The sequence below is a fragment of the Roseomonas gilardii subsp. gilardii genome (assembly GCF_023078375.1).
GTDB classification, from domain to species: domain Bacteria; phylum Pseudomonadota; class Alphaproteobacteria; order Acetobacterales; family Acetobacteraceae; genus Roseomonas; species Roseomonas gilardii.
Map to the genome: position 1 here is coordinate 386,993 of NZ_CP095555.1, position 25,012 is coordinate 412,004.

A 25,012-nucleotide genomic window follows, 5' to 3' on the forward strand; every position below is an offset into this window, starting at 1 on the left:
GCGGAGTATGCGTTGCTGCCCGCGTCGCATGCAGCAGTACGGGGGGCGGGACGGGGGGCCATCATGCCTTCGCGATCGCGAAAGTTCGATAATATTTGTTATGTAAAATTTTTATGTTTCCTGCGGCATGGATCTGCCGGTGTCTGCCATCGCGCCACATCATGTTAGGCATGGCAGCATGCAGAAAGCACCCTTCGCCTCAACCCTGTCGGTGATCGTCGCGCTGCTCGCGGGCTTCGGCCTGCTGCAGATGGGCAACACGCTGCAAGGCACGCTCCTGGCCGTGCGTGGCGGCATGGAAGGTTTCTCGCCCACGGCGATCGGCCTGATCGGCGGCGCCTTCTCCGCCGGCCTCATGATCGGCTCGCTCGCCGCCAGCCGGCTGATCCTGCGGGTCGGCAAGACCCGCAGCTTCGCCGCGCTGGCCTCGACAGCATCGATGGTGCCGCTGATCCATCTGCTCTGGGTCGATCCCGCGGCCTGGGTCATCGCGCGCATGCTGACCGGCTTCTGCTTCGCCGGCCTGTTCATGGTGGTGGAAAGCTGGCTGAACGGCGCCGCCGCCAACGAGGTCCGTGGCCAGATCCTCTCCATCTACGGCATGACCGGGCTGGTCGCGGGCGTGGTCGGCCAGCTCCTGCTGCCGGCCGCCGATCCCGACGGCTTCGCGCTCTTCGCCCTGGTGTCGATCATCCTGACCACCGCGGTGCTGCCGGTCACGCTCTCCCAGGCCCAGGCACCGCCGCTGCCGGCCCAGCCGGTGCGGATCAACCTCTTCCGGCTCCATGCCCAGTCGCCCTTCGGGCTGGTCGCGGCCTTCCTCTGCGGCATCAGCGCGGGCTCCTTCTTCGCGCTCGGCCCCCTGCTGGCGCAGTCCATCGGGCTGCCGCAACAGGGCATCGCGATCTTCATGGCCGCCGGCGCGCTGGGTGCCGCGGCGATGACCTGGCCGCTCGGCCTGCTGTCGGACCGGATCGACCGCAGGCTCCTGGTGGTGATCATCGCGTTCATCGCCGTGGGCGTGCTGGGCGCCATGGCCTTGTTCACCCCCTCCGGCGCCTCGGCCTGGGTGTATTTCGGGCTGGTCTTCGTCTTCGGCGGGCTGGTGGTGCCGACCTACAGCGTGGTCCTGGCCCATGTGAACGATTCCGTTCCGCCCGAGGAATTCGTGGCGGCCTCGGGCGGGATGCTGCTCGTCCAGGGGGCCGGTGCGGCGATCGGCCCCCTGGCGATCGGGGCCGCGATGTCCGCCTTCGGGCCGCGCAGCCTGCCCTGGATGACGGTGCTGGCACAGTTGCTGATCGCCTTCTACGGCATCTGGCGGATGACGCGCGATGCCGCTCCGGCGCGGAAGGAAGAGTTCCACGTGCAGTCGCCGACGCCGGTGGGGACGGAGCTCATCCGCGTGTCGCAGGAAGCGGCGCGCTGAGCCGGTGGCCCCGGCGCCCGCTTTGGCGGATAACGCGCCGCCACAATGGGGGAGTCACGGCATGGTCCCGGATCGGAAGGATGCGGAGGGGAAATCCCCCTGGGCGGAAGCCCGGGCGACACTTCCCGGGTCCTGGCGGGATGCCATCGGCGCCGAGTTCGACACCCCCTATATGCGGGCGCTCGCAGCCTTCCTCCAGGCCGAGGCAGCCGCGGGCAAGACCATCTTCCCGCAGCCCGGGCGGATCTTCGCCGCCCTGAGACGGACCCCTCTGGACGCGGTGAAGGCCGTCATCCTCGGCCAGGACCCGTATCACCGGCCCGGACAGGCCATGGGCCTCTCCTTCTCCGTGCCGCCGGGGGTGCGGGTGCCCCCTTCCCTGCGGAACATCCACAAGGAGCTGGAAAGCGACCTCGGCATCCGCCCCCCGCCGCATGGCTGCCTGACCGCCTGGGCGGATGCCGGCGTCCTCCTGCTCAATACCGCCTTGACCGTGGAGGAAGGACGCCCCGGCAGCCATGCCCGGTCCGGCTGGCACCGTTTCACCGACCACGTCCTGGCCGCCGTGAACGCGCGACCCGTTCCCACGGCCTTCATCCTCTGGGGCAATGATGCGCGGCGCCGGGCGCCGCTGCTGGATGGCGACCGGCACCTGCTCCACCAGTCGGAGCATCCCTCGCCGCTGTCCGCCTATCGCGGCTTCTTCGGCTCCCGCCCCTTCTCCCGGGTCAACGGCTTCCTGGCCTCGAAAGGGCTGGAACCCGTGGACTGGCGCCTGGAGCATCCGGACCGGGACGTGGCCTGACGCCGGTCCCGGCCCCCGCGCCGTCAGGCGGCCAGCAGGTCCGCCAGGGTCAGCGCCACCACCTCGGTCGCCTTGCGCAGGTCGCTGAGCGGCAGCCGCTCATCCGCGCGGTGCGCATTGGCATCCTCGATGGTCCGGGGCCCGGCGCCGTAGAGCGCGGCGGGGATGCCATGGGCCGCATAGAGGCGCGCATCGGTGTAGAGCGGGACGCCCTTGGCGGTGATCGGCTCGCCCATGACCTGGCTGGCATGGCGGCACAGAGCCTCGACCAGCCGGTCGCCGCCCGGCAGCGGCTTCAGCGGCTCGGCCAGCAGGATGCGGCGCACCTCGGCCCGGGCCTTCGGGAAGGCCGCGGCGGCATCGGCGATGACCCGGCGCAGCTCCGCCTCCGCCTCCGCCGGATTCTCCTCGGGGATCATGCGGCGGTCGAGCCGGAGCGTGACGCGGTCGGGCACGACATTGGTGTTGATGCCGCCCTTGATCAGCCCGACCGTGAGCTGCGGCGAGCCGATGCCCGCGATGGCGGAGGTCTTCGCCGCCAGCCCCTTCCGCCACTCGTACAGGGCCGAGAGGATCGCCGTGGCGGCCTCCAGCGCATCCACGCCGGTGAAGGGCATGGCCGCATGGGCGGAACGGCCGTTCACCTCCACCTCCAGATGCAGGCAGCCATTATGGGCGGTGACCACATTGTAGGAGAAGCCGGCGCTCAGCACGAGATCAGGCTTGGTGATGCCCTCGCTCAGCAGGAAGCCCGGCCCGACCTCGCCGCCCGCCTCCTCGTCATAGGTCAGGTGCAGCTCCACCGTGCCCGACAGCGGCGCGCCGGATGCCTCCAGCGCCCGGAGCGCCCAGGCATAGGTGGCGAAGTCGGATTTCGACACGGCGACGCCGCGGCCATACATCCAGCCATCCACCACCTCGGCGCCATAGGGATCGCGGGTCCAGCCCTCGCCCGGCGGCACGACGTCGCCATGGGCGTTGAGGGCGATCACCGGCCCCTCCCCCGAACCGAAGCGGCGGCGCACCACGAGGTTGGTGACGCTGATCATGCCATGCGCCCGCACCAGCGCCTCCGGCACGGCATGAAGCTCCACCTCATGGCCGAGGGCACGCAGCAGCCCGGCGGTGCGCTCGGCATGCGGGCGGCAGTCGCCGGGCGGGTTGTCGGAGGGCATCCTGACCAGCTCGGCGAGGAACTCCGCCTGGGCGCCCTGTTCCCGGTCGAGGAAGGCGCGGATCGATTCCTGGTGGGACATCATGCTCTCTGGAAAATCCGGGGTTGAAGGTTCTGCAGGGTCTCGAGGAGCAGGCGCAGCGCGGCCAGGGCGTCGGCCTCCGTGATCGCCTCTCCCGGATGATGGCTGATGCCGCCCTCGCAGCGGACGAAGATCATGCCGATGGGGCACAGCCGGGCCATGGCCAGCCCGTCATGCCCGGCACCGCTCGGCAGGCGGAACGGGCGGAGGCCGCACCGGCCGCTGGCGCGTTCCAGCGCCTCGATCAGGCCAGGGTCGCAAGGGGCCGCCGCCTCGTCATAGGTCGGCCGCAGTGACAGGGTCACGCCCCGGCGCGCCGCGATCGCGGCCAGATCCCGCCGCAGGCGTTCCGTCGCCGCGGCCCGCTGGGCGTCGCGGGGGCTGCGGAGGTCGATCGTGAAGCGGGCGCCGCCGGCGATGACATTCACGGCCCCTGGGATCGCCGTGACCTGCCCGACCGTCGCGACGAGATCCGGCTCCTCCAGCGCCAGGCGCTCCACCGCCAGGACCATCTCCGCCATGGCCGCCACGGAGTCACGGCGCAGATGCATCGGCACGGTGCCGGCATGGCCGGCGGTGCCGCCGACCTCGGCCACGAAGCGCGTGGCGCCGCTGATCGCGGTGACGATGCCGGTGGGCAGGCCCTCGGCCTCCAGCACCGGCCCCTGCTCGATATGGACCTCCAGATAGGCCAGGACCTGCTCCGGCCTGCGGGCCAGGGCCGGGATGGCCGTGGGGTCGGCGCCGAAGCGGTGGAGCGCCTCGCGCAGGCTCACCCCCTCGGCATCGCGGCTCTCCAGCGCAGCGGGGTCGAAGCCGCCGGCGATGGCGCGCGAGCCGGTCAGGGTCACGGGAAAGCGCACGCCCTCCTCGTCGCCGAAGGCCAGGACTTCCACGGCATAGGGCAGACGCCGGCCCGCCGCATGCAGGGCCGCCACCGCCTCGATGGCCACCAGCACGCCCAGCATGCCGTCATAGCGCCCGGCATGGCGCACCGTGTCGATATGCGAGCCCAGCAACAGCGCGGGCAGGCCGGGTTCCCGGCCCTCATAGCGGCCGACCACGGTGGCGGCCGCATCGAGCGAGACCGCCATCCCGGCCTCCCGCATCCATTCGGCCACCCGATCCGCCGCCGCGCGATGCTCCGGCGTGAGATAGAGGCGGGTGAGGCCATCCTCCTGGGCCGTGAAGCGGGCCAGCTCGTCCAGCCGGCGCATGAGCCTGGAACCCGGAACGGCCGTCACCTCACGCGCGATGTCCTGACTCATGCCGGTCCTGGCCCCCATGATCGGCTGTTCCCTCGCGGCGCGGCAGGTTGGGCGAAACGAGGCCATAGGGCCAATATATTATTGGACTTGATGCATTCGCCGTATCTATCAATGAAACGGGCATGGAACTGCGACACCTGCGCTACTTCGTGGCCGTGGCCGAGGCGTTGAGCTTCACCGCCGCGGCAGCCCGGCTGGGCCTGTCGCAACCCCCTCTCAGCCAGCAGATCCAGGACCTGGAGCACGAGTTGCAGACCCGGCTGCTGCGCCGGAGCAGCCGCAAGGTCGAGCTGACCGAGGCGGGGGAAGCCTTCCTGATCCAGGCCCGCGCCATTCTCGCCCAGGCCGAGGAAGCGGCCGGACAGGCCCGCGCCATCGGCCAGGGGCGGCGGGGCCGGCTCGATATCGCGTTGACGGGTTCGGTGCTGCTGGGGCCCCTGGCCTCCCTGGTGGCGGGGTTCGAGGCACGCTTCCCCGAGGTCGAGGTGCGCCTGCACGAGATGCCACCGCAGGAGCAGCAGGAGGCGCTGCATGCCCGCCGCGTCGATCTCAGCTTCCAGCGCTGGCCCCCGGAGGATGACGGGCTGGTGGCGGAGCGCGCCTGGGCGGAGGGGGTCTGCGTGGCGCTGCGGGACGACCATCCGCTGGCCATGCGCGACGGCCTGCGCCTTGTGGATCTGCGGGAGGAAAGGCTGGTCTTCCTGCGCCTGCGGGATCTGCGCTTCGCCTGCTACCTGCGGGATGCCTGCATCACGGCGGGTTTCGCGCCCCGGATCTCGCAGCAGGTCGTGGAGGCGCATTCCCTGCCCAGCCTCGTCGCGGCGGGCTTCGGCGTGGCGCTGGTGCCGGAAAGCCAGACCCTGCTGTCGCGCCAGGGCGTCCTCTATCGGCGGCTCATCGCCCCTTCACTGGTGGCCGACGTCCAGATGATCCGCCGGCCCGACCACAGCGCCGTGGCCGCCCGCTTCCTGGGCTTCGCCCGGGAGTTTCTCGGCCGGCAGGACCATGCCTGGGGCTGGTAGCCGCGCCGGGGGAGGACGCGCCTCCCCCGCCACAGGATCAGGCGGCGGTCAGTCCCGAACCGAGGAAGCCGCCATCCACCGCGAGGACATGCCCCGTGATGTAGCTGGCATCCTCCGAGCACAGGAAGGCCGCGGCCCCCGCCATCTCCTCCGGCAGCGCGTAGCGGCCCAGCGGCGTGCGCTGTGCCCAGCCGGCCCGGCTTTCCGGGGAATGCATCCGGCGCACCAGCGGCGTGTCCACCGGGCCGGGGGCCAGCACATTGACGCGGATACCACTGGCGGCAAGATCGACCGCCATCACCTTGCTCAGCGTGACCACGCCGCCCTTGGAGGCACCGTAGGCGGAGCGATGGAAGTTGCCGGTCATGCCCGAGACGCTGGCGATGTTCACGATGGAGCCGCCGCCGCCCTCCCGCATCGCGCGGGCGCAGGCCTGCCCGACCACGAAGGTGCCGCGCAGGTTGACGGCAATGATGCGGTCGAAAAGCTCGACCGGCGTGTCGAGAAAGTCCCGCTCCGTCCCCGTTCCGGCCGAGTTGACCAGGCAGTCCAGCCGCCCATGGCGGTCGAGGACCTGCGCCACCAGCTCCCGCACCTGCTCCGGATCGGACACATCCGTCCGGATCGGGTCGATCTCCTGGCCGGAAAGCCGCTCCGTGTTCGCCGACAGGTCCGCGGCGACGACCCTGGCGCCTTCCTCCAGGAGGCGGCGGGCAATGGCATCGCCGATGCCGGAAAGCCCGCCGGTGACGATGGCGACCTTGCCTTCAAGACGGTTCCGCATGCTCATTTTCCTCCCAGGAAGCCGATCGAGATCCAGGGCACGGCGGCGACGAGGATCGTGCCCAGCAGCAGCGCGCCCATGTAGGGCCAGATCTTCCGCATGCCCGCATCCGGGCTGATCTTGCCGATGGCGCAGGCGGCGTAGTAGCCGACGCCGAAAGGCGGCGCGAAAAGGCCGAGGCCCATCGCCAGGATCACCACCATCGCATAGTGCACCTCGTGGATGCCCATGCTCCGCGCGATGGGGAACAGCAGCGGCCCGAACAGCACGATGGCGGGAATGCCCTCCAGCACGCTGCCCAGGATCATGAAGGCCAGGATCGACACCGCCATGAAGCCGATGGCACCCCCCGGCAGCGATCCCATGAGCTGCGCCAGATCGCGCGAGAAGCCGGACTGGGTCAGCGCCCAGGCCATGCAGCTCGCCGCGCCGATGATCAGCAGGATCGAGCCCGACAGCGCCGCCGTGTCCACCAGCATCGGATAAAGGCGCCGCCAGTCGAAGCGGCGATAGAGCAGCAGCCCGGCCAGCACGCCATAGGCGATGCCGATGGTGGAAACCTCGGTCGCCGTAGCGACGCCCTCCACCACCGCAGCGCGGATCAGGAAGGGCAGCGCCAGCGCCGGCAGCGCCACCAGCAACGCGCGGCCGACCACGCGCGCGCCGGCCTTGCGCACGCCGCTCATATCCTCGTGGCGCGCCCGCTTCCAGGCGATCAGGCCCAGGGCCAACGCCAGGACGAAGGCCGGCAGGAGCCCACCGGTGAAAAGGGCCGCGATGGAGATGCCGGTCACGGAGCCGATGGTGATCAGCACGATCGAGGGCGGGATGGTCTCGCTCATCGCCCCGGAGGCCGCGAGCAGGGAGATCATCTCCCCCTCGTCGCAGCCGCGCCGCTTCATCTCGGGGAACAGCACGGGCGCCACCGCCGCCATGTCCGCCGCCTTGGCGCCGGAGATGCCGGAAACGAGGTACATGGCGGCGAGCAGCACATAGTTCAGCCCGCCCCGGACATGGCCGAGCAGCGAGGCGAGGAAGTTCACCATGGCCGCCGCCATGCCCGTCATCTCGATCAGCGCACCGAGGAAGACGAAGAGCGGCACGGCGAGCAGGATCAGCGTGCTCATCCCCTCATCCATCCGGCCCACCAGGACCAGCAGCGGCACGCTGGTGGTGGTGGCGAGATAGGCCAGCGTCGCCAGCCCGAAGGAGAAGGCGATCGGCACGCCCGACAGCACGCCGGCCATCAGCAGCACGACGAAGAACACCACGAGATTGCCGTGCCCCATGGCCTTCAGGGCGGGCGCGGTGAGCCACAGCGCCGCCGCCAGCACGGCCAGGACGGCGCAGACCAGCAGCAGGTCCCGCAGCCGGTGCTGCGCCAGGCGCAGCAGCGAGGTCGCCAGCATCAGCGCCACGCCCACCGGCAGGGCGGCGGCGCGCACCATGTTCGACCACCCCAGGGCCGGGGTCTCGATGAACCACTCCTCCTCCGCATACTCCATGGCATGCGGCAGGAGCAGCAGCAGGAAAAGCGCGCCGGCGCCGACCGCCAGGGCCTGCATCGCCGCCTGGGTGGAAGGCGAGCGCTTCGAGATCAGCGCGGTCAGCCGCATGTGCTGGCCGCGTTGCAGGGCGATCACCGCCCCCAGCATGGCCAGCCAGAGGAAGAGGATGGAAGCCAGCTCATCCGACCAGATGATGGGCTGGTGGAAGACGAAGCGGGCCACCACCCCGGCGAGCAGGATGCAGATCTCCGCCAGCACGATCAGCGCGGCGGGCACGGCCACCAGATGGCACAGCAGACGATCCGCCCGCCGCAGCAACCCGCCCACCGCCCCCGCCAGGGCAGGGGCGCCGGGATGGGCCAGGGGCGACTCCGCGATGGAACTCATGCCAGCCCCCCGACCGCATCCTCCAGGGTCTTCCAGGCGGCGTCGCCGAACTTGCCCTTCCACTCGGCATAGAAGCCGGCCTTGCGCAGGGTGTCGCGGAAGGCCGCGGGATCGGTGTCGTTGAACTGCAGCCCGGCGGTGGAAAGCTTCTCGCGCAGCTCGGCGTTCAGCTTCGCCACATCCTCGCGCTGCTCCTTCGCCGCCCGCGCGAATTCACGCGAGGCCACGTCCTGCACATCCTTCGGCAGCCGCGAGAAGGCGCGCTGGTTGGCCAGCAGCCAGAACCCGTCCCACATATGGTTGGTGACGGAGCAGTATTTCTGCACCTCGTAGAGCTTGGCGGCCTCCACGATCGCGAGCGGGTTCTCCTGCCCATCCACGATCCTCGTCTGCAACGCCGAATAGACCTCGTTGAAGTTGATCGAGGCCGGCGCGGAATCGAAGGCCCGGAACATCGAGGTCCAGAGCGGGCTGACCGGCACGCGGATCTTCATGCCGCGCAGGTCGCCGGGATCGCGGACCGGCTTGGTGCTGGTGGTGATCTGCCGGTAGCCGTTGTCGAAGATGTGCTCGAAGGCCATGATGTTGCGCTTCGCGATCTCGGCCCGGATGAGCTTGCCCAGATCGCCATCCATGGCGGCGAAGACCTGCTGGCTGTCCTTGAAGGCGAAGCCGACGCCGTTGATGGCGGCGACCGGCACCAGCGTGGACAGGATCAGCCCGGACAGCGTGAAGAATTCCAGCGCGCCGGAGCGCACCTGGCTCAGCATGTCGGTGTCGTTGCCGAGCTGGCTGTTGGGAAAGAGCTGGATCTCCAGCCGCCCCCCGGTCGCGGCCTTGATCCGCTCCGCGGCCTCGGCGTTGCGGGTGTTCAGCGGATGCGTCGCCGGAAGGTTCGTCGCCAGCTTGTAGCTGAACTCCGCCGCATGGGAGGGGCGTGTCCGCAGGGCCACGAGCGGGAGGGCCGTGGCGCCGACGAGCAGGGAGCGGCGTGGGATGAATGTCATTGGAACGGTTTCCCCATAACAACGTGGTCACGACGGGGTCTTTCTGCCCCATGGTCCAGCAACTTCGTGTCCGTGCCTCGCGAGGTCCGGGAAGAAAGTTGCTCCGGTTCCGGAATATGGACCTCGAAAAGAGCGCCATGATTTTGCTTTGACGGACTTGTCTATAAGACATAGTTTTTCAGACGGGAAGCAGCGAATTTCCAAGAGAAGTCAAGGTCCACATGTTGGAATATTTTGCGTTGCACCATGTCTGAGCGTGCTCAACTGTCCGGCACGCAGAGCCTGGAACGGGCCATCGGGCTGCTGCGCCTCGTGGCCGGGCATGGCGGCCGGGGCGCGCGGCTGATCGACCTCACCCAGCATTCCCGCCTCAGCAAGCCCACGGTGCACCGCCTGCTGCGCGGCCTGGAGCGGCAGGGGCTGGTGGAACAGGACCGCCTCAGCGAACGCTACCATCTCGGGCCGGAGGCCTTCGTCATCGGCTCCCTGGCGGCGGACCGCTATGGCGTCCACCGTGCCGCCCTGCCCTCCCTCGTCCGCCTGGCGCAGGCGAGCGAGGACACCGCCTTCCTGTCCGTGCGGCGCGGCTGGCACGTGGTCTGCCTGCACCGGGAGGAAGGCCCCTTCCCCATCCGCTCCCATGTGCTGCAGGCGGGCGACCGGCATCCGCTGGGCGTCGGCGCCGGCAGCCTGGCGATCCTCGCCACCCTGCCCGATGACGAGGTCGAGGAGATGATCGCCGCCTGCGCCGCGGAGTTCGCCGAGGAGCGCTACCGCAGCTTCACGCCGGACATCCTGCGCGCCTCCGTGGCCCGCACCCGCGCCGAGGGCTTCGCCTTCAACCCGGGCCATCTCACCGCCGGAAGCTGGGGCGTCGGCGTGGCGATCCTGGACCGGCAGGGACGCTGCGAAGGAGCCCTGTCCATTGCCGCGATCGACAGCCGCCTGGGCGATGCCCGGCGCCCGCAGATCGCGGCCCTTCTCGCCGCCGAGGCCAGACGGGTCAGCGACCTGCTCGCCCGCCCCAGCGGCGCCACGAACATCTCCGCCGCGCTGCGCCGCCCGGCGGCCCAAACCATGAGGAAACCGAACCATGACTGAAGCCTGCATCGTCGGCTGGGCGCATTCCCCCTTCGGCAAGCTGGAGGACCCGGATGCCGAAAGCCTGATCGCGCGCGTGGCGGGCGCGGCCATCGCCGACGCCGGCATCGCACCGGGCGAGGTGGACGCGGTCTTCGTCGGGCAGTTCAACAACGGCTTCAGCCGGCAGGACTTCCCGGCTTCGCTGCCGATGCAGAGTGTGCCGGAGCTCCGCTTCAAGCCGGCGACGCGCTGCGAGAACGCCTGCGCCTCCGGCTCCGCGGCGATCTACGCGGCGCGCGACTTCATCGCCGCCGGCCGCGGCCGCCTGGCACTGGTGATCGGGGTGGAGAAGATGACCGCCACACCGGGACCGCAGGTGGGCGACAACCTGCTCGGCGCCTCCTACCGGCGGGAGGAAGGCGACATCCCCGGCGGCTTCGCCGGCGTCTTCGGCCGCATCGCCGAGAACTACTTCCAGCGCTTCGGCGACCAGACGGACGCCCTGGCCGCGATCGCCGCCAAGAACCACCGCAACGGCGTGGACAATCCCTATGCGCAGATGCGGCGCGACCTGGGCTTCGAGTTCTGCCGCACGGCCTCGGAGAAGAACCCCTATGTCGCCGGGCCGCTGAAGCGCACGGACTGCTCCCTGGTCAGCGACGGCGCGGCGGCGCTGATCCTGGCCGATGAGGAAACCGCCTGCGCCATGGAGCACGCCGTGCGCTTCCGCGCGGCGGTGCAGGTGAACGACTACCTGCCGCTGTCGCGCCGCGATCCGACACGCTTCGAGGCCGGCGCCCAGGCCTGGCAACGCGCCTTCGCCGATGCGGGGATCGGCTTGAACGACCTCTCCTTCGTCGAGACGCATGACTGCTTCACCATCGCGGAGCTGATCGAATACGAGGCCATGGGGCTGGCGCCGCATGGCCAGGGCGCCCGCGTGGCGCTGGATGGCATCACCGCCCCGGATGGGCGGCTGCCGGTGAACCGTTCCGGCGGGCTGAAATCGAAAGGCCATCCGGTGGGCGCCACCGGCGTCTCGATGCATGTGATGGCGGCGATGCAACTCACGGGACGGGCGGGCGACATGCAGCTTCCCCGTGCCGACCGGGGCGCCGTCTTCAACATGGGCGGCGCGGCCGTTGCCAATTACGTCTCCATCCTGGAGCGCCTGTCGTGAGCGGCCTCGCCCCCCTCGGCGGCGTCGTGCCGGCCACGAAGCGCGTGATGAACCTGTCGCACTTCCTGCGGCAGGCCGCCCGGCGCCACGCGGACGAAACGGGCTTCGTCTGGGGCACGCGGCAATGGAGCTGGGCGGAGATGGACCGGCGCGTGGACGCCATGGCCCATGCCCTGGCGGCGCGCGGAATCCGCAAGGGCGACCGCGTGCTGGTGCAGTCCCGCAACTGCAACCAGCTCTTCGAGAGCATGTTCGCCTGCTTCCGGCTCGGCGCCGTCTGGGTGCCGACCAACTTCCGCCAGACGCCCGCCGAGGTCGCCTATCTGGCGGAATCCAGCGGCGCCTCGGCCATGCTCTGCGGCGCGGAGTTCCCGGACCATGCCGCCGCGGTGCGCGGGGCGGCGCCGGATCTCCGCCTGACCGTCTCCATCGGCGGAAACGGGGTGGGCGAGGATTACGACGCCCTGGTGGAGCAGCATCTCGGCACCCCCTTCCCGCCCGCCGATGTCGAGCATGACGATCCCTGCTGGTTCTTCTACACCTCCGGCACCACGGGACGGCCCAAGGCCGCCGTGCTCACCCATGGCCAGATGGGTTTCGTCGCCACGAACCACCTCTGCGACCTGATGCCGGGAATGAGTCCGGCGGATGCCTCCCTGGTGGTCGCGCCCCTGTCGCATGGCGCGGGCATCCACCAGCTCGCCCAGGTCGCCAGGGCGGTGAAGACCATCCTGCCGGCGGGCGACCGCCTCGACCCGGACGAGGTCTGGGGATTGGTGGAGCGCTGGCATGTCAGCAACATGTTCACGGTGCCGACCATCGTGAAACTGCTGACGGAGCATCCGGCCGTGGATGCCCACGATCATTCCTCGTTGCGCTACGTCATCTATGCGGGCGCGCCCATGTACCGCGAGGACCAGAAGCACGCCCTGCGCAAGCTCGGCAAGGTCCTGGTCCAGTATTTCGGGCTGGGCGAGGTCACGGGCAACATCACCGTCCTGCCGCCTGCTCTGCATGAGGCGGAAGATGGCCCCGGAGTCCGCATCGGCACCTGCGGCTACGAGCGCACCGCCATGCAGGTCTCCATCCAGGACGAGTCCGGCCGCGAACTGCCGCCCGGCGAGACGGGCGAGGTCTGCGTCTGTGGCCTGGCGGTCTTCGCGGGCTACTACAACAACCCGGAGGCCAATGCGAAAGCCTTCCGCAATGGCTGGTTCCGCACCGGCGACCTCGGCCATCAGGACAGCGAGGGCTTCCTCTACATCACCGGCCGTGCCTCGGACATGTACATCTCCGGTGGTTCCAACGTCTATCCGCGGGAGGTGGAGGAGAAGCTCCTGACTCACCCCGCCCTGGCGGAGGTCGCGGTGCTGGGCATGCCGGACCGTGTCTGGGGCGAGGTCGGCATCGCCGTGGCCGTGCCCCATCCGGGCATGTCGCTGAACGAGGCGGAACTGCTCGCCTGGATGGAAGGGAGGATCGCCCGGTACAAGCTGCCGAAGCGGGTCTTCTTCTGGGAGGAACTGCCGAAATCCGCCTATGGCAAGATCACCAAGAAACTCGTGCGGGAGGAATTGCAGGCCCGCGGCTGCCTGGCGCAACCCGAACAGCCGGTCTCGGCCTGATGCCGCGCCTCGTCCTCAGGCAAGACTGACTCCGGGAAGGAAACCGATCATGGGATATTCCGTCACGGCGCATGTCCCCAGGCCCAGGCTGCTGCATCACCGGGGCATCTTCAACCCGGTGCGCATCCAGAGCCTGCACGGCCATGCCGCGCGCCATATCCGGCTCGCGCTGCAAGCCGGGGCTGAGCCTCTTCGATGCGCTGGTCCGCCCGCTGGCGGAGGCCGGCATCACCAGCGCCTCCACCACCATCCTGGGGGGCTATTTCGAGAGCCTGCAATATTGCGTGGCCCCGCCCGATCCGTCCGGGCAGGCGCTGATCGCCTACAGCGCGCCCATCGATGCGGGGGCGGCCTATATGGTCTTCGGCAATGCCACGCTGGGCCGGAGCCTTCAGGACAGGCCGCTCGTGCATTGCCATGCGACGATCCGCACCGCCTCGGGCGCGGTCAAGGGCGGGCATGTGGTCACGGAAGCCTGCATCGTCGGCCCTGTCCCGATCCCGGTCCTGGTGACCTCCCTCGACGAGTTCGAGCTGCGGCAGGCCCATGATCCGGAAACCAACATCCCGCTTCTGCAACCGCACAGGATTCCCCGGAATGTCTGATGCCATCACTGTCGAGAACGGCCAGATGGGGCGCGTCGCCTATGCGCGGATCGCGCCGAACGAGGATCTGGTCCTCGGTGTCGAGAAGCTGTGCCTGGCGGAAGGCTTCCGCAATGCCTTCGTGCGCGGGGCGCTGGGCAGCCTCAACGATGCCTGCCTGGGCACGCTCGACGGGCGCTACATCCATGTCCAGGGGCCGGCCGTGGAGGTCGTGAGCATCGCGGGCGAGGTCCGCTCCGGCCAGGACGGCGCCACGCGCGCCGCCCTGACCGGGGTGGTGGCGGACACGGAAGGGAACGTCTTCGGCGGCCCCTTCGTGCCCGGATCGAATCCCGTCTGCATGACCTTCGAGGTCACGCTGGAGGAATGGCTGCCCGCGCCGTGACCGTCACTCCGCCGGGCGCGTCGTGCTTTCCCAATAGGGCGGGCTGGAGGCGACGAGGGCCTTGAGATCCGCCGGGGCCTTCGCGCCCTGGACGGCGGGCCGCCCCAGCACGGCCGCCGTCGCGAAGGCGACCATGCGTTCGCCGGCCAGCCGCATGTTCTCCGGCGCCTGGGTGTTCAGCGGATGCGGGCCGCGGAAGACGAAAATCTCCTTCGGCTCCCGCGCGCGCCGATAGGCATCGAGCGAACCCTCCAGCCCCTCCACATAATCCCAGATGCCCTTCGCGATCAGCAGGCCGGGCCATTGGGCGATGCCGGCGAAGACCTCCGAGTCCGGGTAGTAGGTGGTGTTGCGCTCGATCCGCAGGGCGGCCTCGACCATGTCATGCCCCGCCATGCGATAGCCGAGGCCGCCCGAATTGGGGCCGTAGAGGATGGCGCCACGGATATTGCTCCAGCCCAGCGGCGGCTTGCAGGGCTGGTCGGGCTGGTCGCGGTCGCAGTCGGCCACGAAGTTGCGGTGCATGGCCCAGGCCGTGGCATAGGAGCCGCGCGAATAGCCACCCAGCACCACCGGGATCTCCCGCGCCTTCATCCCGGCCATGAGCCTGCCGCCGGCGGCGGGGCCGGACAGGATCTCGCCCTGTGGCGTCAGGATGCGCAGGCCCTTGCCGCTTTCCATCTGCTCCAGCTCGCGTACCATGTCGCGGCCCTGCTCGGCGGTGTTGAAGCCGTTGACGCCGCCCGAGATGCCGTTGCCGCGCCGGTCCGTGATCAGGACATCGAATCCCGCCTCGTTCAGCGCCCAGACAAAGCCACGCCAGTGCCGCATGCCCGGCTGCTCGCCCTCCCCCTCGCCGAGGCATCGACGACATAGCGGCCCTCCGCATCCCGGGCCACGCCGGTCGCCCGGGGGTCGTCGGTGGCGGTCAGTTCGCTGCCACCGCCATTGTTCATGATGACCAGAGCCCGGCGCCGCGCGCCCGCCCCATCCTCGATCCCTTGCCCCTCCAGATACCAGCCGCGCAGCCGGATGGGGTCCCGCAGCCCGAGATGCAGGCGCTCGTAGCTGTCGCGCGGCACCGTGAACTCGACCGTGTGGGTGCGCGCCTCGGCGCCGGCGATCGGCTCGGCGAAAGGCTCCCGCGCGAAGAAGACCGGGCGGCGGATGGCGCGCAGGTCCACCTCGCCATCCTGGTCGATGCGGCCCACGGGATCGACGCTGCCGGTGCGGCGCGGTTCGAAACTGGTGAAGCCCTCGGCAGCCTTGCGCGCCGGCCCGGCGCAGGCGGGATTCTCGCGGCACTGCGCCCAGCGCTGCCGGATGCGCGCATCGGTGAATTCCCGTGCGTAGAAATCGTTCGGGCCATACCCCGGCGGCACGAGCTGGTTCGTGGGCATGAAGGGCAGGCACTGCTCGCGCCCCCCAGCGGCGATCCGGTAGCCGGGCAGGTCGGCATTGCGGTCGAAATTCACATGCGTGCTGCAATCGGACGGCACCGTGCCCTGGTTCACCGGCAATGGGTTGGCCGGCGGCGGATTCGCCGGCTGCGCCACCTGCGCCAAGCCGGGCTGCACAATGCCCAGTGCCAGCGCGAGGCCAGCCATGCCGAGGGTCGGTCGCACCACATCCTCCATGACAGCCGCTTTCTGACGCGCGGCCCAGGCTGGCAGGCTAGCGGCTGGAGGCGCGGCTGTGGAGGGCCTCGCCCGCGAGGGCCGGGGCCTTGCGGCCCTTGCCAGGCACGCGCAGTCTGCGCGCCCGAGACTGTCACGGGAGAGACGAACCGCCATGAACGGTGCCCATAGCCTTGTCCATACGCTGCTCCAGTCAGGCGTGGACACCTGCTTCGCCAATCCGGGCACCAGCGAGATGCATTTCGTGGCGGCGCTGGACCAGATCCCCGGCATGCGCTGCGTCCTGGGGCTGCAGGAGAATGTCGTCACCGGCATGGCCGATGGCTATTGGCGCATGGCGCGGAAGCCTGCCTGCACCCTGCTGCATTGCGGCCCCGGACTCGCGAACGGGCTCGGCAACCTCCACAATGCCCGGCGCGCCCGCAGCGGTATCGTCAATGTCGTGGGCGATCAGGCGACCTATCACCGCCCCTATGACGCGCAGCTCACCGCCGATACCGAAGGTTGGGCCCGGCCCGTTTCCGCCTGGGTCCGCACCAGCATGGCCGCCGCCGATGTCGGGCGGGACGCCGCGGTGGCCGTGCAGGCCGCCCGCACCGCGCCGGGGCAGATCGCCACGCTGATCCTGCCCTCCGATGCCTCCTGGAACGAAGGCGGCGTGGTGGTGGAGCCCCTTCCCGTGCCACCGGCCCCGGCACCCGACCCGGCGGCTGTCCGGACCGCCGCGCGCATCCTGCGCGAAAAGCGGAACGTCCTGATCCTCCTCGGCGGCGCCGCGCTGGGCGAGAAGGGCCAGGATCTGGCCTGGCGCATCGCACAGGCCAGCGGGGCGAAGCTGCTGGGCGAGATGTCCAATGCCCGCGTGTCCCGCGGCCGCGGCCGCCCGCAGCTGGAGCGCGTGCCCTATGTCGCCGATGTCGCCATCCAGGCCCTCGCCGAGTTCGAGCACCTGATCCTGGTGAACGCCAAGGCGCCGGTCGGCTTCTTCGCCTATCCCGGCAAGCCCTCCACGCATTACCCCCCCAACGCCCAGGTCCATGTGCTCAGCCGCTACGAGCAGGATGCCGAGGCGGCGCTGATGGCCCTCGCCGATGAGCTGGGCGCCCCCCGCGCCGAGATCCCCGATCCCGGCCCACGCCCGGAACCGGTGCGCGGCGCGCCGACGCCGGAAGGGCTGGCGCGCACCGTGGCCGCCCTGATGCCCGAGGGCGCCATCATCTCCGACGAAAGCGTCTCCTACGGACGGGGCTTCTACCCCCAGACCCATGCCGCGCCGCCGCATGACTGGCTGCAACTGACCGGCGGGGCGATCGGGGACGGCATGCCCGTCGCCACAGGCGCCGCCATCGGCGCGGGCGGGCAGCGGCGCGTCATCAGCCTCCAGGCGGATGGCTCGGCCATGTACACCTTGCAGTCTCTCTGGACCCAGGCGCGGGAAAGGCTGCCGGTCACCACCATCATCATCGCCAACCGGAAATACCAGATCCTGCTGGGCGAATATCTGGGTGTGGGCGCCAATCCCGGCCCGACCGCGATGAATATGCTCGACCTGGGCAACCCGGACCTGGACTGGGTCAAGCTCGCCGAGGGGATGGGCGTCGAGGCCGCCCGGACGGAAAGCCTCGACGGGCTGGCGGATCTCCTGGCGGGGAGCCTCGGCCGGAACAGCCCCTTCCTGATCGAACTGCTCGTGTAAGGCGTCCGGCCCCGGCCGCCGGGGCCGGTCAGGAATTCAGCGCAACCCCATGGCGCGGTCGCGGGCGCTGTTCACATGATCGCCCATGGCGTCCGCGGCCTTCTGCGGATCGCGCGACCGGATGGCCGCGATCACCGCGAGATGCTCCTCCATGGTCGGCAGCAGGACGGTCTCGTTCAGCCGGGTCTGTTCCTGCTTGATCAGCCGGATTTTGATGGAATTGACGCGGTAGATATCGGCGATGATGGAGTTGTTCAGGGCATTGATGATGCTGGTGTGAAGGCTCCAGTCGATGTCCTGGGCATGCTGCACATGCGCGTCGGTGATCCCGGCGCCCGCGGCCGCCGCCCGGCATTCGTCGATGATGGCCCGGTGCTCGCGCTCCAGCGCCGCGACCGTCTCGTCGCTGGCCGTCCGGGTGAAGCTCGCCACGGCCTCCCGCTCCAGGAAGAGGCGAAGCTGGAAGGCTTCCCGGATCAGGCCCAGATCGACATGGGGAATCTGCATGCCGCGATTGGGAACGGTGCGGACCAGCCCCTCCGCCTCCAGGCGCGGGATCATCTCCCGGATCGCCGCGAGCGGAAGCTGCGTCATCTCCACCAGCTCCCGCTGGGAGATGAACTGTCCCGCGCGCAGGTCGCGCGCGAGCAGATGCCTCGTGAAGCTGTCATAGGCCCGGGAGCGCAGATTGGGCGAATCCCGGTCCATCAGCGCCTGTTCGACGATGGCGACCATCCCCGGCACTATCCTCCGAAGATCGCCTGTATCCGCGCCACGAGCGTCCCTGCCTCCTCGGCCGACAGGGGCCGCAGCGGGGCACGCGTATTGGCCCAGGCGGGGTCGCCGGTGCGCGCCGCGACCAGCGCCTTCACGGCGGGCGTGACGGGATACTTCAGCAACTCGTCCACGGCCTGACTCATGGCCGCATCCACCTCACCCGTGCCGATCATCCGCAGCAGCCGGTCGGGATGGATATTGGCCATGCCGGAGATCGCCCCCTGCGCGCCGATCCGCACGGCCTGCGCCAGGCGCCGCTCGTCGCCGATGAGGATGACGAGGTCGCGATGCGCGGCCAGCAGCGCCTGCGCATAGGGCCAGTCGCCGGAGGAATCCTTCACCCCCAGGATCGCCCGCGGATAGGCTTCCCGCAGGCGGGTGATCAGGGAAACCGGAAGCGGCACCGCCGTCACCGACGGGATGTTGTAGAGGATGACATCCCGCGCCATCTCGCCAAGCCCGTCCAGGAAGGCGCTGAACCACCGGAAGAGCCCCTCCTCGCTCGGATTCTTGAAGTAGAAGGGCGGCGCCAGGAGGATGGCCCGGCAGCCATGGTCATAGGCCAGGCGCGCCTGTTCCAGCGCATCCTCCATCGCCGAGGCGGCGACGCCCGCCACGACGGAACGGCGGAAGTCGAACCCCGCCTCCCCCAGGGCCGAGAAGATCGCGCGCCGGGCGGAAAGGCCGATCGAGGCCCCTTCCCCCGTCGTGCCGAAGACCGTGACGCTGCTGCAACCCTGCTCCAGGCACCAGCCGGCCTGCGCGACCAGACGCGCGAGATCCACGGCGCCATCGGTGCCGAAGGGTGTCGTGAGGGCGCAGGAGAGACCGAAATTCTGGGTGTCCCGGGGCATGTGTTCCACTCCCTTCGCCCCTGACAGGGCGGCGTTATGAAGCCAACATGTTACTCCCCTCAAACCATGTTGCAAGCTTCTCGCGGGGCGGCTATGGGAATCGCTCATGGATGACCGCCGCCTCCGTCACGGGAAGGCGGCGAGCCCCGGAGAGGGCTGGGCGGCGACAACCGTCCCGAAGATCCGGCTGGGCGGGTGATGCCGCCGAGGGAAGTGGAGGAACGTATGGCGGAGCTGCGCATGCCGACGCGTCGGCGGCTTCTCGGCACAGGAGCGGTACTTGGCGGTCTCGGCCTGGCCGGTGGCCTGACGGGCACGCGGCCTTCCTTGGCCCAGGGTGCGGGCGGAAGCGGGGTCAACTGGCGCAAGCACGCCGGAACGACCATCGAGGTCTCGCTCATCAAGAGCCCGCGCGGCGACATCCTGCAGCGCTACCAGAAGGAATTCGAGGACCTCACCGGCATCAAGGTGAATGCCGAGCAGACGCCGGAGCAGCAGCAGCGGCAGAAGGCCACCATCGAGCTGGCCTCCGGCAAGCCCAGCTTCGACGTGGTGCATCTCAGCTACCACGTGCAGAAGCGGCAGTTCGAGAAGGGCGGCTGGCTGGCCGACCTCACACCCTACATCAACGACCGTGCCCTGACGCCGCCGGACCTGCTGTCGGACTTCTCCGAGGCCGGGCTCACCTTCGCGCGCGACGGCAAGACCATCGGCGGCCTGCCCTGGTCCGTGGACTACTGGATCCTGTACTGGAACAAGGATCTCTTCGCGCAGAAGAAGATCGCCTTCCCGACCACCTTCGATGAGATGGTCGCGGCCGCCGAGGCGCTGACCGATCCGCGCAGCCGCACCTATGGCTTCGTGGCGCGCGGGCTGCGCAACGCCAACACACCCGTCTGGACCACCTTCATGCTCGGCTATGACATGCCGTCGGTGGATGCGAAGGGCGAGCTGCGCACGGACACGCCCGAGGCGATCGAGGCGGCGAAGCTCTACCAGAGGCTGCTGAGCAAGTCCGGCCCGCCGGGCATCTCGGGCTTCAACTGGGCGGAATGCCAGTCCGCCTTCCTCCAGGGCCGCATCGGCATGTGGCTGGACGGCATCGGCTTCGCCCCGCCGCTGGAGGACCCGGAGAAGTCCCGCGTCGTGGGCAAGGTCGGCTACGGCGTGATGCCCAGGGGCCCCAAGGTGCAGGCCGCCGGCACCTTCGGCGACGGCATCGGCGTCGCCGCGGCCTCGGCGAAGAAGGAAGCCGCCTATCTCTACTGCCAGTGGGCGGTGTCGCGGGAAATGGGCGCGCGCCTGCTGCAGACCGGCTCCGGCGTGCCCTTCCGCAACTCCGTGCTGACGGATCCCGAGGTGCGCAAGGGCGTGAAGATGCCGGGCGAATGGGTGGATGCCGTGGCGCAGTCGGCGGCGGTCAGCCGCCTCGCCCTGCCGGTCATCATCCCCGTCACCGAGTTCCGTGACGTCTATGGCGTGGCGCTCACCAACATGATCTCCGGCGCCGACCCGGCCGCGGAGCTCAAGCGCGCGACCCAGGAGTTCCGGCCGGTGCTGGAGCGGAGCGAGCGGGCATGAGCGGGGCCGCCTCGGCCAGCTCGCCGGCGGAGCCGCAGGCGGCGCCGGGCGAGGCGGCCCTTTCCGGTGGCGGCACCGACCGGCGCCGCCGCGCCTACTGGGCCTTCGTGCTCCCGGCCCTCTTCACCGTCTGCGCGGTGATCCTCTTCCCCTGGGTCTTCACCCTGTGGATGAGCCTGAACGAGTGGCGGGTGGGCGAAAGCCACCATTTCGTCGGGATGGCCAACTACCTCCGCCTCGCCGGGGATGCGCGCTTCCTGGAATCGCTCTGGCACACGCTGGTCTACACGGTGCTGTCCGTGGTGGCGCCTCTGGTGCTGGGCACGGCGGCGGCGCTCTTCTTCCACAAGGAGATGCCGCTGCGCGGGCTGTTCCGGGGCATCTTCGTCATGCCGATGATGGCGACGCCGGTCGCCATCGCCCTGGTCTGGACGATGATGTTCCATCCGCAGCTCGGCGTGCTGAACTACCTGCTCTCCCTGGTCGGCATCGAGCCCCAGGAATGGGTCTTCCACCCGAACACGGTGATCCCCTCCCTGGTGCTGGTCGAGACCTGGCAGTGGACGCCGCTGGTGATGCTGATCGTGCTGGGCGGCCTCGCCTCGCTGCCGCAGGAACCCTACGAGAGCGCGCAGATCGACGGCGCCAATGCCTGGCAGCGCCTCCGCTACCTCACCTTGCCGATGCTCAGCCCCTTCCTGATGGTGGCTGTGATCATCCGCACCATCGACGCCTTCAAGAGCTTCGACATCATCTACGCCATCACCCAGGGCGGCCCGGGCACGGCCTCGGAGACGATCAACCTGTATCTCTACAGCGTGGCCTTCGCCTACTATCAGGTGGGCTACGGCTCCGCCATCGCGGTGGTGTTCTTCCTCTTCATCGTGCTGCTGTCGCTTCTGCTGCTGCATCTGCGCCGCCGCGCGGATCGCGCCGTGCGGGGGCCGCCTGATGGCACGCATGCTGATGCGCAAGATCGGGATGATCCTCTGCGGGCTGCTGGTGGTCTCGCCCGCCCTGCTCTTCTTCGTCTGGATGCTGTCCCTCTCGCTGAAGTTCGAGATCGACAACGGCGCCTATCCGCCGATCCTGATCCCCGACCGGATCGCCTGGAAGAACTATACCGGCGTTTTCGAGAGCAACAACTTCCTGCTGTATTTCTGGAACAGCATCGTCGTCACCGGCACCGCGACGCTGCTGGCGCTGCTGGTCGGCGTGCCCGCGGGCTACGGCATCGCGCGGCTGGGGGCGCACCGCTCGGCGGTGGTGATCATGATCGCCCGCATGACGCCGGGCCTGTCCTTCCTGATCCCGATGTTCCTGCTCTTCCAGTGGCTGGGCCTGCTCGGCTCCCTGGTGCCGCAGATCGTCATCCATCTCGTGGTCACGGTGCCGATCGTGATCTGGATCATGATCGGCTATTTCGAGACCACGCCGCTGGAGCTGGAGGAGGCCGCCATGATCGACGGCGCCAGCCAGTGGGAGATCTTCCGGCAGGTGGCGCTGCCCATCGCGCGGCCCGGGATCGTGGTGGCCTTCATCCTCTCGGTCATCTTCTCCTGGAACAACTTCGTCTTCGGCATCGTCCTCGCCGGACGCGAGACGCGGACCCTGCCGGTCGCGGTCTACAACATGCTGTCCTTCGAGCAGGTGAGCTGGGGGCCGCTGGCCGCCGCCGCGCTGGTGGTCACGCTGCCGGTGCTCATCCTCACCATCGTGGCACAGCGCCAGATCGTCGCCGGGCTCACAGCGGGGGCGGTGAAGGGTGGCTGATCCCCGCCCCGTCCTGCCCGCGCGCGCCCTCGGCCGCTCCGGGCTGGCGGTCTCCGCCATCGGCTTCGGCGCCGCCCCCCTGGGCGATCTCTATGCCCGGCTGGATGAGCGCCTGGCCATCGGGGCCGCCGTCGCCGCCATCGAGCAGGGCGTCACCCTGCTCGACACCTCGCCGCTCTATGGCCACGGCCTGTCGGAGCATCGCTGCGGCACGGCCCTGCGGATCACGGGCCGTGACGGCGTGGTGCTGTCCACCAAGGCCGGGCGCTGGCTGGACCCGCGCCAGGGGCGCGGCGACGGCTCGGGCTATCTCGGCGGCCTGCCGCACCAGGCGGTGGTGGATTACTCCTATGACGGCACGCTGCGCAGCGTCGAGCAGTCGTTGCTCCGCCTGGGCACGGACCGGATCGACCTGCTGCTGATCCACGACGTGGACCGCTGGACTCATGGCGATGCCGTCGGGCAGCGTTTCCGCGAGGCGATGGAGGGCGCCTATCCCGCCCTGGACCGGATGCGCCGCGAAGGCGTGGTGAAGGCCATCGGCGTCGGCGTCAACGAGAGTGCGATGTGCGCCCGCTTCGCCCGCGCCGGCGATTTCGACGCCATGCTGCTCGCCGGGCGCTACACGCTCCTGGAACAGGGGGCGCTCGACGATATCCTGCCGCTCGCCCTGGAAAAGGGCATCGGCATTCTGCTGGGCGGCGTCTTCAACTCCGGCATCCTGGCGACCGGCGCCGTCCCGGGGGCGAAGTACAACTACCGGGACGCGCCGCCCGCGATCCTCGGCACGGTGCGCCGCATCGAGGCGGTCTGCGCCCGGCATGGCGTCCGCCTCGCGGATGCGGCCCTGCATTTCGGCCTCGCGCATCCGGCCGTCTCCTCCGTGGTGCTGGGGGCGGGCAGCCCGGAGGAGGTCCAGCGGAACCTTTCCGCCCTGGAACGGCCGGTTCCCGCCGCCTTCTGGGCCGAGATGCGGGACACCGGCCTGCTGCGCCCAGACGCACCCGTCCCGGCATGACCGCCGCGCCCCCGCCCCGGATCGACGCGCACCAGCATTTCTGGGCCCTGTCCCGGGGCGACTATGGCTGGCTGACGCCGGCGATGGCGGCGATCCACCGGGATTTCGGCCCCGGGGATCTGGCCCCCCTGCTCCGCGAGGCCGGGATCACCGGCAGCATCGCCGTCCAGGCCGCGCCCACGGAGGCCGAGACCCGATACCTGCTCGGCATCGCGGCGGCGGAATCCGGTGTCCTCGGCGTGGTCGGCTGGAGCGACCTGGAAGCCCCCGACGCCCCGGACAATCTCCGGCGCCTGGCGGCGGACCCGCTGCTGGTCGGGTTGCGGCCGATGCTCCAGGACCTCCCCGACGACGACTGGCTGCTGCGCCCGGCGCTGCTTCCGGCCCTGGAGGCGATGCAGGCCCTGGGGCTGGTCTTCGATGCCCTGGTGAAGCCCCGCCACCTGCCCCATCTGCTGCGCTTCGCCGAGGCCCATCCCGACCTCCCGATCGTCATCGACCATCTGGCCAAGCCCGCCATCGCGGAAGGGCCGGGCTCCCGGTCCTGGCAAGGCTGGGCGGATGGCATGGCGGCGCTGGCGCGGCTGCCGCATGTCCATTGCAAACTCTCGGGCCTGGCGACCGAGGCCGCGCCCGGCTGGACCGCCGGGGATCTGCGTCCCTACCTGGCCCTCGCACTGGGCCATTTCGGGCCGGACCGCATGATCTGGGGCAGCGACTGGCCCGTGCTGCGCATGGCGGGAACCTATCCCGGCTGGTGCGCGGCCACCGCTTCGCTCCTCGCCCCTCTGCCGCCAGGGGCACAGGCCGGCATCCTCGGCGGCAATGCGGCGCGGATCTATCTCGGCAAGCGGGGGCGCCAAGGAGGGCAAGAGCCATGCTGAAGACCATCCCTCCCCTCCTGACGCCGGACCTGCTCTGGGTCCTCGCCTCGATGGGCCATGGCGACGATCTGGTCCTGGTGGATGCCAACCATCCCGCCACCGCCATCGCCCGCTCCACGGCCTCGGGGCGCCTCGTCAGCCTTCCGGGCCTGCGCATGGCCGATGTCGCGGCGGCGATCCTGACCCTGCTGCCCATCGACGACTTCGAGCCCGGCCCGGTCCGGCGCATGGAGGTGGTAGGCGCCCCCACCACGATCCCCCCATCCAGCGCGAGGTCCAGGCGGTGCTGGACCGGGCGGTGCCGGGACTGGCCATGCAGGGGCTGGAGCGCTTCGCCTTCTACGAGGCCGCCCGCAGGGGCTTCGCCGTGGTCCAGGTCGGCGATGCCCGCCCCTATGGCTGCTTCCTGTTGCGCAAGGGCGTCATCGCCGGACACTGAACACGAAAA

Annotated in this window: 22 protein-coding genes and 3 pseudogenes; 16 read left to right on the plus strand and 9 right to left on the minus strand. The window is 69.8% G+C overall.

All coding sequences use genetic code 11. From position 1 onward, the window contains the following. Positions 1-178: 178 nt before the first annotated feature. Entirely contained in the window at positions 179-1,429 is a 1,251-nt protein-coding gene (locus tag MVG78_RS21270; protein WP_247560790.1) for an MFS transporter, read from the plus strand. Positions 1,430-1,490: 61 nt separating this feature from the next. Further along, entirely contained in the window at positions 1,491-2,234 is a 744-nt protein-coding gene (gene ung / locus MVG78_RS21275; RefSeq protein ID WP_247560791.1) for a uracil-DNA glycosylase, read from the plus strand. A gap of 23 nt (positions 2,235-2,257) precedes the next feature. On the opposite strand, the gene MVG78_RS21280 is transcribed toward ung, so the two are convergent. Beyond that, positions 2,258-3,493, minus strand: coding sequence for an ArgE/DapE family deacylase (locus MVG78_RS21280; RefSeq protein WP_247560792.1), 1,236 nt, complete (start codon positions 3,491-3,493; stop codon positions 2,258-2,260). After that, on the minus strand, positions 3,490-4,758 hold the full coding sequence (locus tag MVG78_RS21285; RefSeq protein ID WP_247560793.1) for an allantoate amidohydrolase: 1,269 nt from the start codon (positions 4,756-4,758) through the stop codon (positions 3,490-3,492). Before MVG78_RS21285 ends, MVG78_RS21280 begins: the two co-directional genes overlap by 4 nt. Before the next feature lie 122 nt (positions 4,759-4,880). On the opposite strand from MVG78_RS21285, the gene MVG78_RS21290 reads away from it, so the two are divergent. Further along, positions 4,881-5,780, plus strand: coding sequence for a LysR family transcriptional regulator (locus MVG78_RS21290; protein WP_247560794.1), 900 nt, complete (start codon positions 4,881-4,883; stop codon positions 5,778-5,780). Positions 5,781-5,817: 37 nt separating this feature from the next. Here the strand turns inward: MVG78_RS21290 and MVG78_RS21295 are convergent, their stop codons facing one another. Genes MVG78_RS21295 through MVG78_RS21305 form a run of 3 tightly spaced genes read right to left on the minus strand, consistent with a single transcriptional unit; the run spans position 5,818 to position 9,466 of the window. Beyond that, positions 5,818-6,570, minus strand: a complete 753-nt coding sequence (locus MVG78_RS21295; RefSeq protein WP_247560795.1) for an SDR family NAD(P)-dependent oxidoreductase — start codon at positions 6,568-6,570, stop codon at positions 5,818-5,820. After that, complete coding sequence (locus tag MVG78_RS21300; RefSeq protein ID WP_247560796.1) at positions 6,567-8,459, minus strand: TRAP transporter large permease; 1,893 nt, start codon at positions 8,457-8,459, stop codon at positions 6,567-6,569. Before MVG78_RS21300 ends, MVG78_RS21295 begins: the two co-directional genes overlap by 4 nt. Beyond that, positions 8,456-9,466, minus strand: a complete 1,011-nt coding sequence (locus MVG78_RS21305; RefSeq protein WP_247560797.1) for a TRAP transporter substrate-binding protein — start codon at positions 9,464-9,466, stop codon at positions 8,456-8,458. The genes MVG78_RS21300 and MVG78_RS21305 overlap by 4 nt, the downstream gene beginning before the upstream one ends. A 246-nt stretch (positions 9,467-9,712) precedes the next feature. Here MVG78_RS21305 and MVG78_RS21310 point away from each other — a divergent pair, with 246 nt between their 5' ends. From MVG78_RS21310 to MVG78_RS21330, 5 genes and pseudogenes are all read left to right on the plus strand, one after another. Beyond that, entirely contained in the window at positions 9,713-10,567 is an 855-nt protein-coding gene (locus MVG78_RS21310) for an IclR family transcriptional regulator (RefSeq protein ID WP_247560799.1), read from the plus strand. Continuing rightward, positions 10,560-11,729: an acetyl-CoA acetyltransferase gene (locus MVG78_RS21315; protein ID WP_247560800.1), complete on the plus strand. Its 1,170-nt coding sequence runs from the start codon at positions 10,560-10,562 to the stop codon at positions 11,727-11,729. Before MVG78_RS21310 ends, MVG78_RS21315 begins: the two co-directional genes overlap by 8 nt. 47 nt (positions 11,730-11,776) lie before the next feature. Beyond that, the gene (locus tag MVG78_RS21320; protein WP_247561164.1) at positions 11,777-13,354 is read left to right on the plus strand and encodes an acyl-CoA synthetase; all 1,578 of its coding nucleotides are present in this window, start codon (positions 11,777-11,779) and stop codon (positions 13,352-13,354) included. Between the two features lie 49 nt (positions 13,355-13,403). Next, positions 13,404-13,959 (plus strand): annotated as a pseudogene (locus MVG78_RS21325) (PPC domain-containing DNA-binding protein). Beyond that, entirely contained in the window at positions 13,952-14,344 is a 393-nt protein-coding gene (locus MVG78_RS21330; RefSeq protein ID WP_247560802.1) for a PPC domain-containing DNA-binding protein, read from the plus strand. Before MVG78_RS21325 ends, MVG78_RS21330 begins: the two are co-directional and overlap by 8 nt. Positions 14,345-14,347: 3 nt before the next feature. Here the strand turns inward: MVG78_RS21330 and MVG78_RS21335 are convergent, their stop codons facing one another. Together MVG78_RS21335 and MVG78_RS21340 are read right to left on the minus strand one after the other, a co-directional pair. Then, the gene (locus tag MVG78_RS21335) at positions 14,348-15,175 is read right to left on the minus strand and encodes an alpha/beta fold hydrolase (RefSeq protein ID WP_247560804.1); all 828 of its coding nucleotides are present in this window, start codon (positions 15,173-15,175) and stop codon (positions 14,348-14,350) included. After that, positions 15,142-15,969 carry a hypothetical protein gene (locus MVG78_RS21340; RefSeq protein WP_247560806.1) on the minus strand — a complete coding sequence of 276 codons (828 nt, stop codon included), beginning with the start codon at positions 15,967-15,969 and terminating at the stop codon, positions 15,142-15,144. Before MVG78_RS21340 ends, MVG78_RS21335 begins: the two co-directional genes overlap by 34 nt. Positions 15,970-16,135: 166 nt before the next feature. Between MVG78_RS21340 and MVG78_RS21345 the strand changes: the two genes are divergently transcribed. After that, entirely contained in the window at positions 16,136-17,677 is a 1,542-nt protein-coding gene (locus MVG78_RS21345) for an acetolactate synthase large subunit (protein ID WP_247560808.1), read from the plus strand. A 36-nt stretch (positions 17,678-17,713) separates the two neighbouring features. Here MVG78_RS21345 and MVG78_RS21350 read toward each other — a convergent pair whose 3' ends face one another. Then, positions 17,714-18,412, minus strand: a complete 699-nt coding sequence (locus tag MVG78_RS21350) for a GntR family transcriptional regulator (protein WP_428480842.1) — start codon at positions 18,410-18,412, stop codon at positions 17,714-17,716. 8 nt (positions 18,413-18,420) lie between these two features. Continuing rightward, positions 18,421-19,308, minus strand: coding sequence for a dihydrodipicolinate synthase family protein (locus MVG78_RS21355; RefSeq protein ID WP_247560810.1), 888 nt, complete (start codon positions 19,306-19,308; stop codon positions 18,421-18,423). 225 nt (positions 19,309-19,533) lie between these two features. Between MVG78_RS21355 and MVG78_RS21360 the strand changes: the two genes are divergently transcribed. The 7 genes and pseudogenes from MVG78_RS21360 (at position 19,534) to MVG78_RS21885 (ending at position 25,003) form a co-directional block, all read left to right on the plus strand. Beyond that, the gene (locus MVG78_RS21360) at positions 19,534-20,889 is read left to right on the plus strand and encodes an ABC transporter substrate-binding protein (RefSeq protein ID WP_428480843.1); all 1,356 of its coding nucleotides are present in this window, start codon (positions 19,534-19,536) and stop codon (positions 20,887-20,889) included. Continuing rightward, a pseudogene (locus MVG78_RS21365) lies at positions 20,886-21,818 on the plus strand (carbohydrate ABC transporter permease); the annotation flags it as partial. The gene MVG78_RS21360 and the pseudogene MVG78_RS21365, both read left to right, overlap by 4 nt. 22 nt (positions 21,819-21,840) lie before the next feature. After that, positions 21,841-22,662 carry a carbohydrate ABC transporter permease gene (locus tag MVG78_RS21370; RefSeq protein ID WP_247560813.1) on the plus strand — a complete coding sequence of 274 codons (822 nt, stop codon included), beginning with the start codon at positions 21,841-21,843 and terminating at the stop codon, positions 22,660-22,662. Beyond that, positions 22,655-23,680: an aldo/keto reductase gene (locus MVG78_RS21375; RefSeq protein ID WP_247560815.1), complete on the plus strand. Its 1,026-nt coding sequence runs from the start codon at positions 22,655-22,657 to the stop codon at positions 23,678-23,680. The genes MVG78_RS21370 and MVG78_RS21375 overlap by 8 nt, the downstream gene beginning before the upstream one ends. Then, complete coding sequence (locus MVG78_RS21380; RefSeq protein WP_247560817.1) at positions 23,677-24,564, plus strand: amidohydrolase family protein; 888 nt, start codon at positions 23,677-23,679, stop codon at positions 24,562-24,564. Before MVG78_RS21375 ends, MVG78_RS21380 begins: the two co-directional genes overlap by 4 nt. A gap of 50 nt (positions 24,565-24,614) precedes the next feature. After that, positions 24,615-24,719: pseudogene (locus MVG78_RS21880) on the plus strand (fucose-binding protein); the annotation flags it as partial. Between the two features lie 128 nt (positions 24,720-24,847). Then, on the plus strand, positions 24,848-25,003 hold the full coding sequence (locus tag MVG78_RS21885) for an RbsD/FucU domain-containing protein (RefSeq protein ID WP_345892908.1): 156 nt from the start codon (positions 24,848-24,850) through the stop codon (positions 25,001-25,003). The last annotated feature ends 9 nt before the right edge of the window (positions 25,004-25,012 follow it).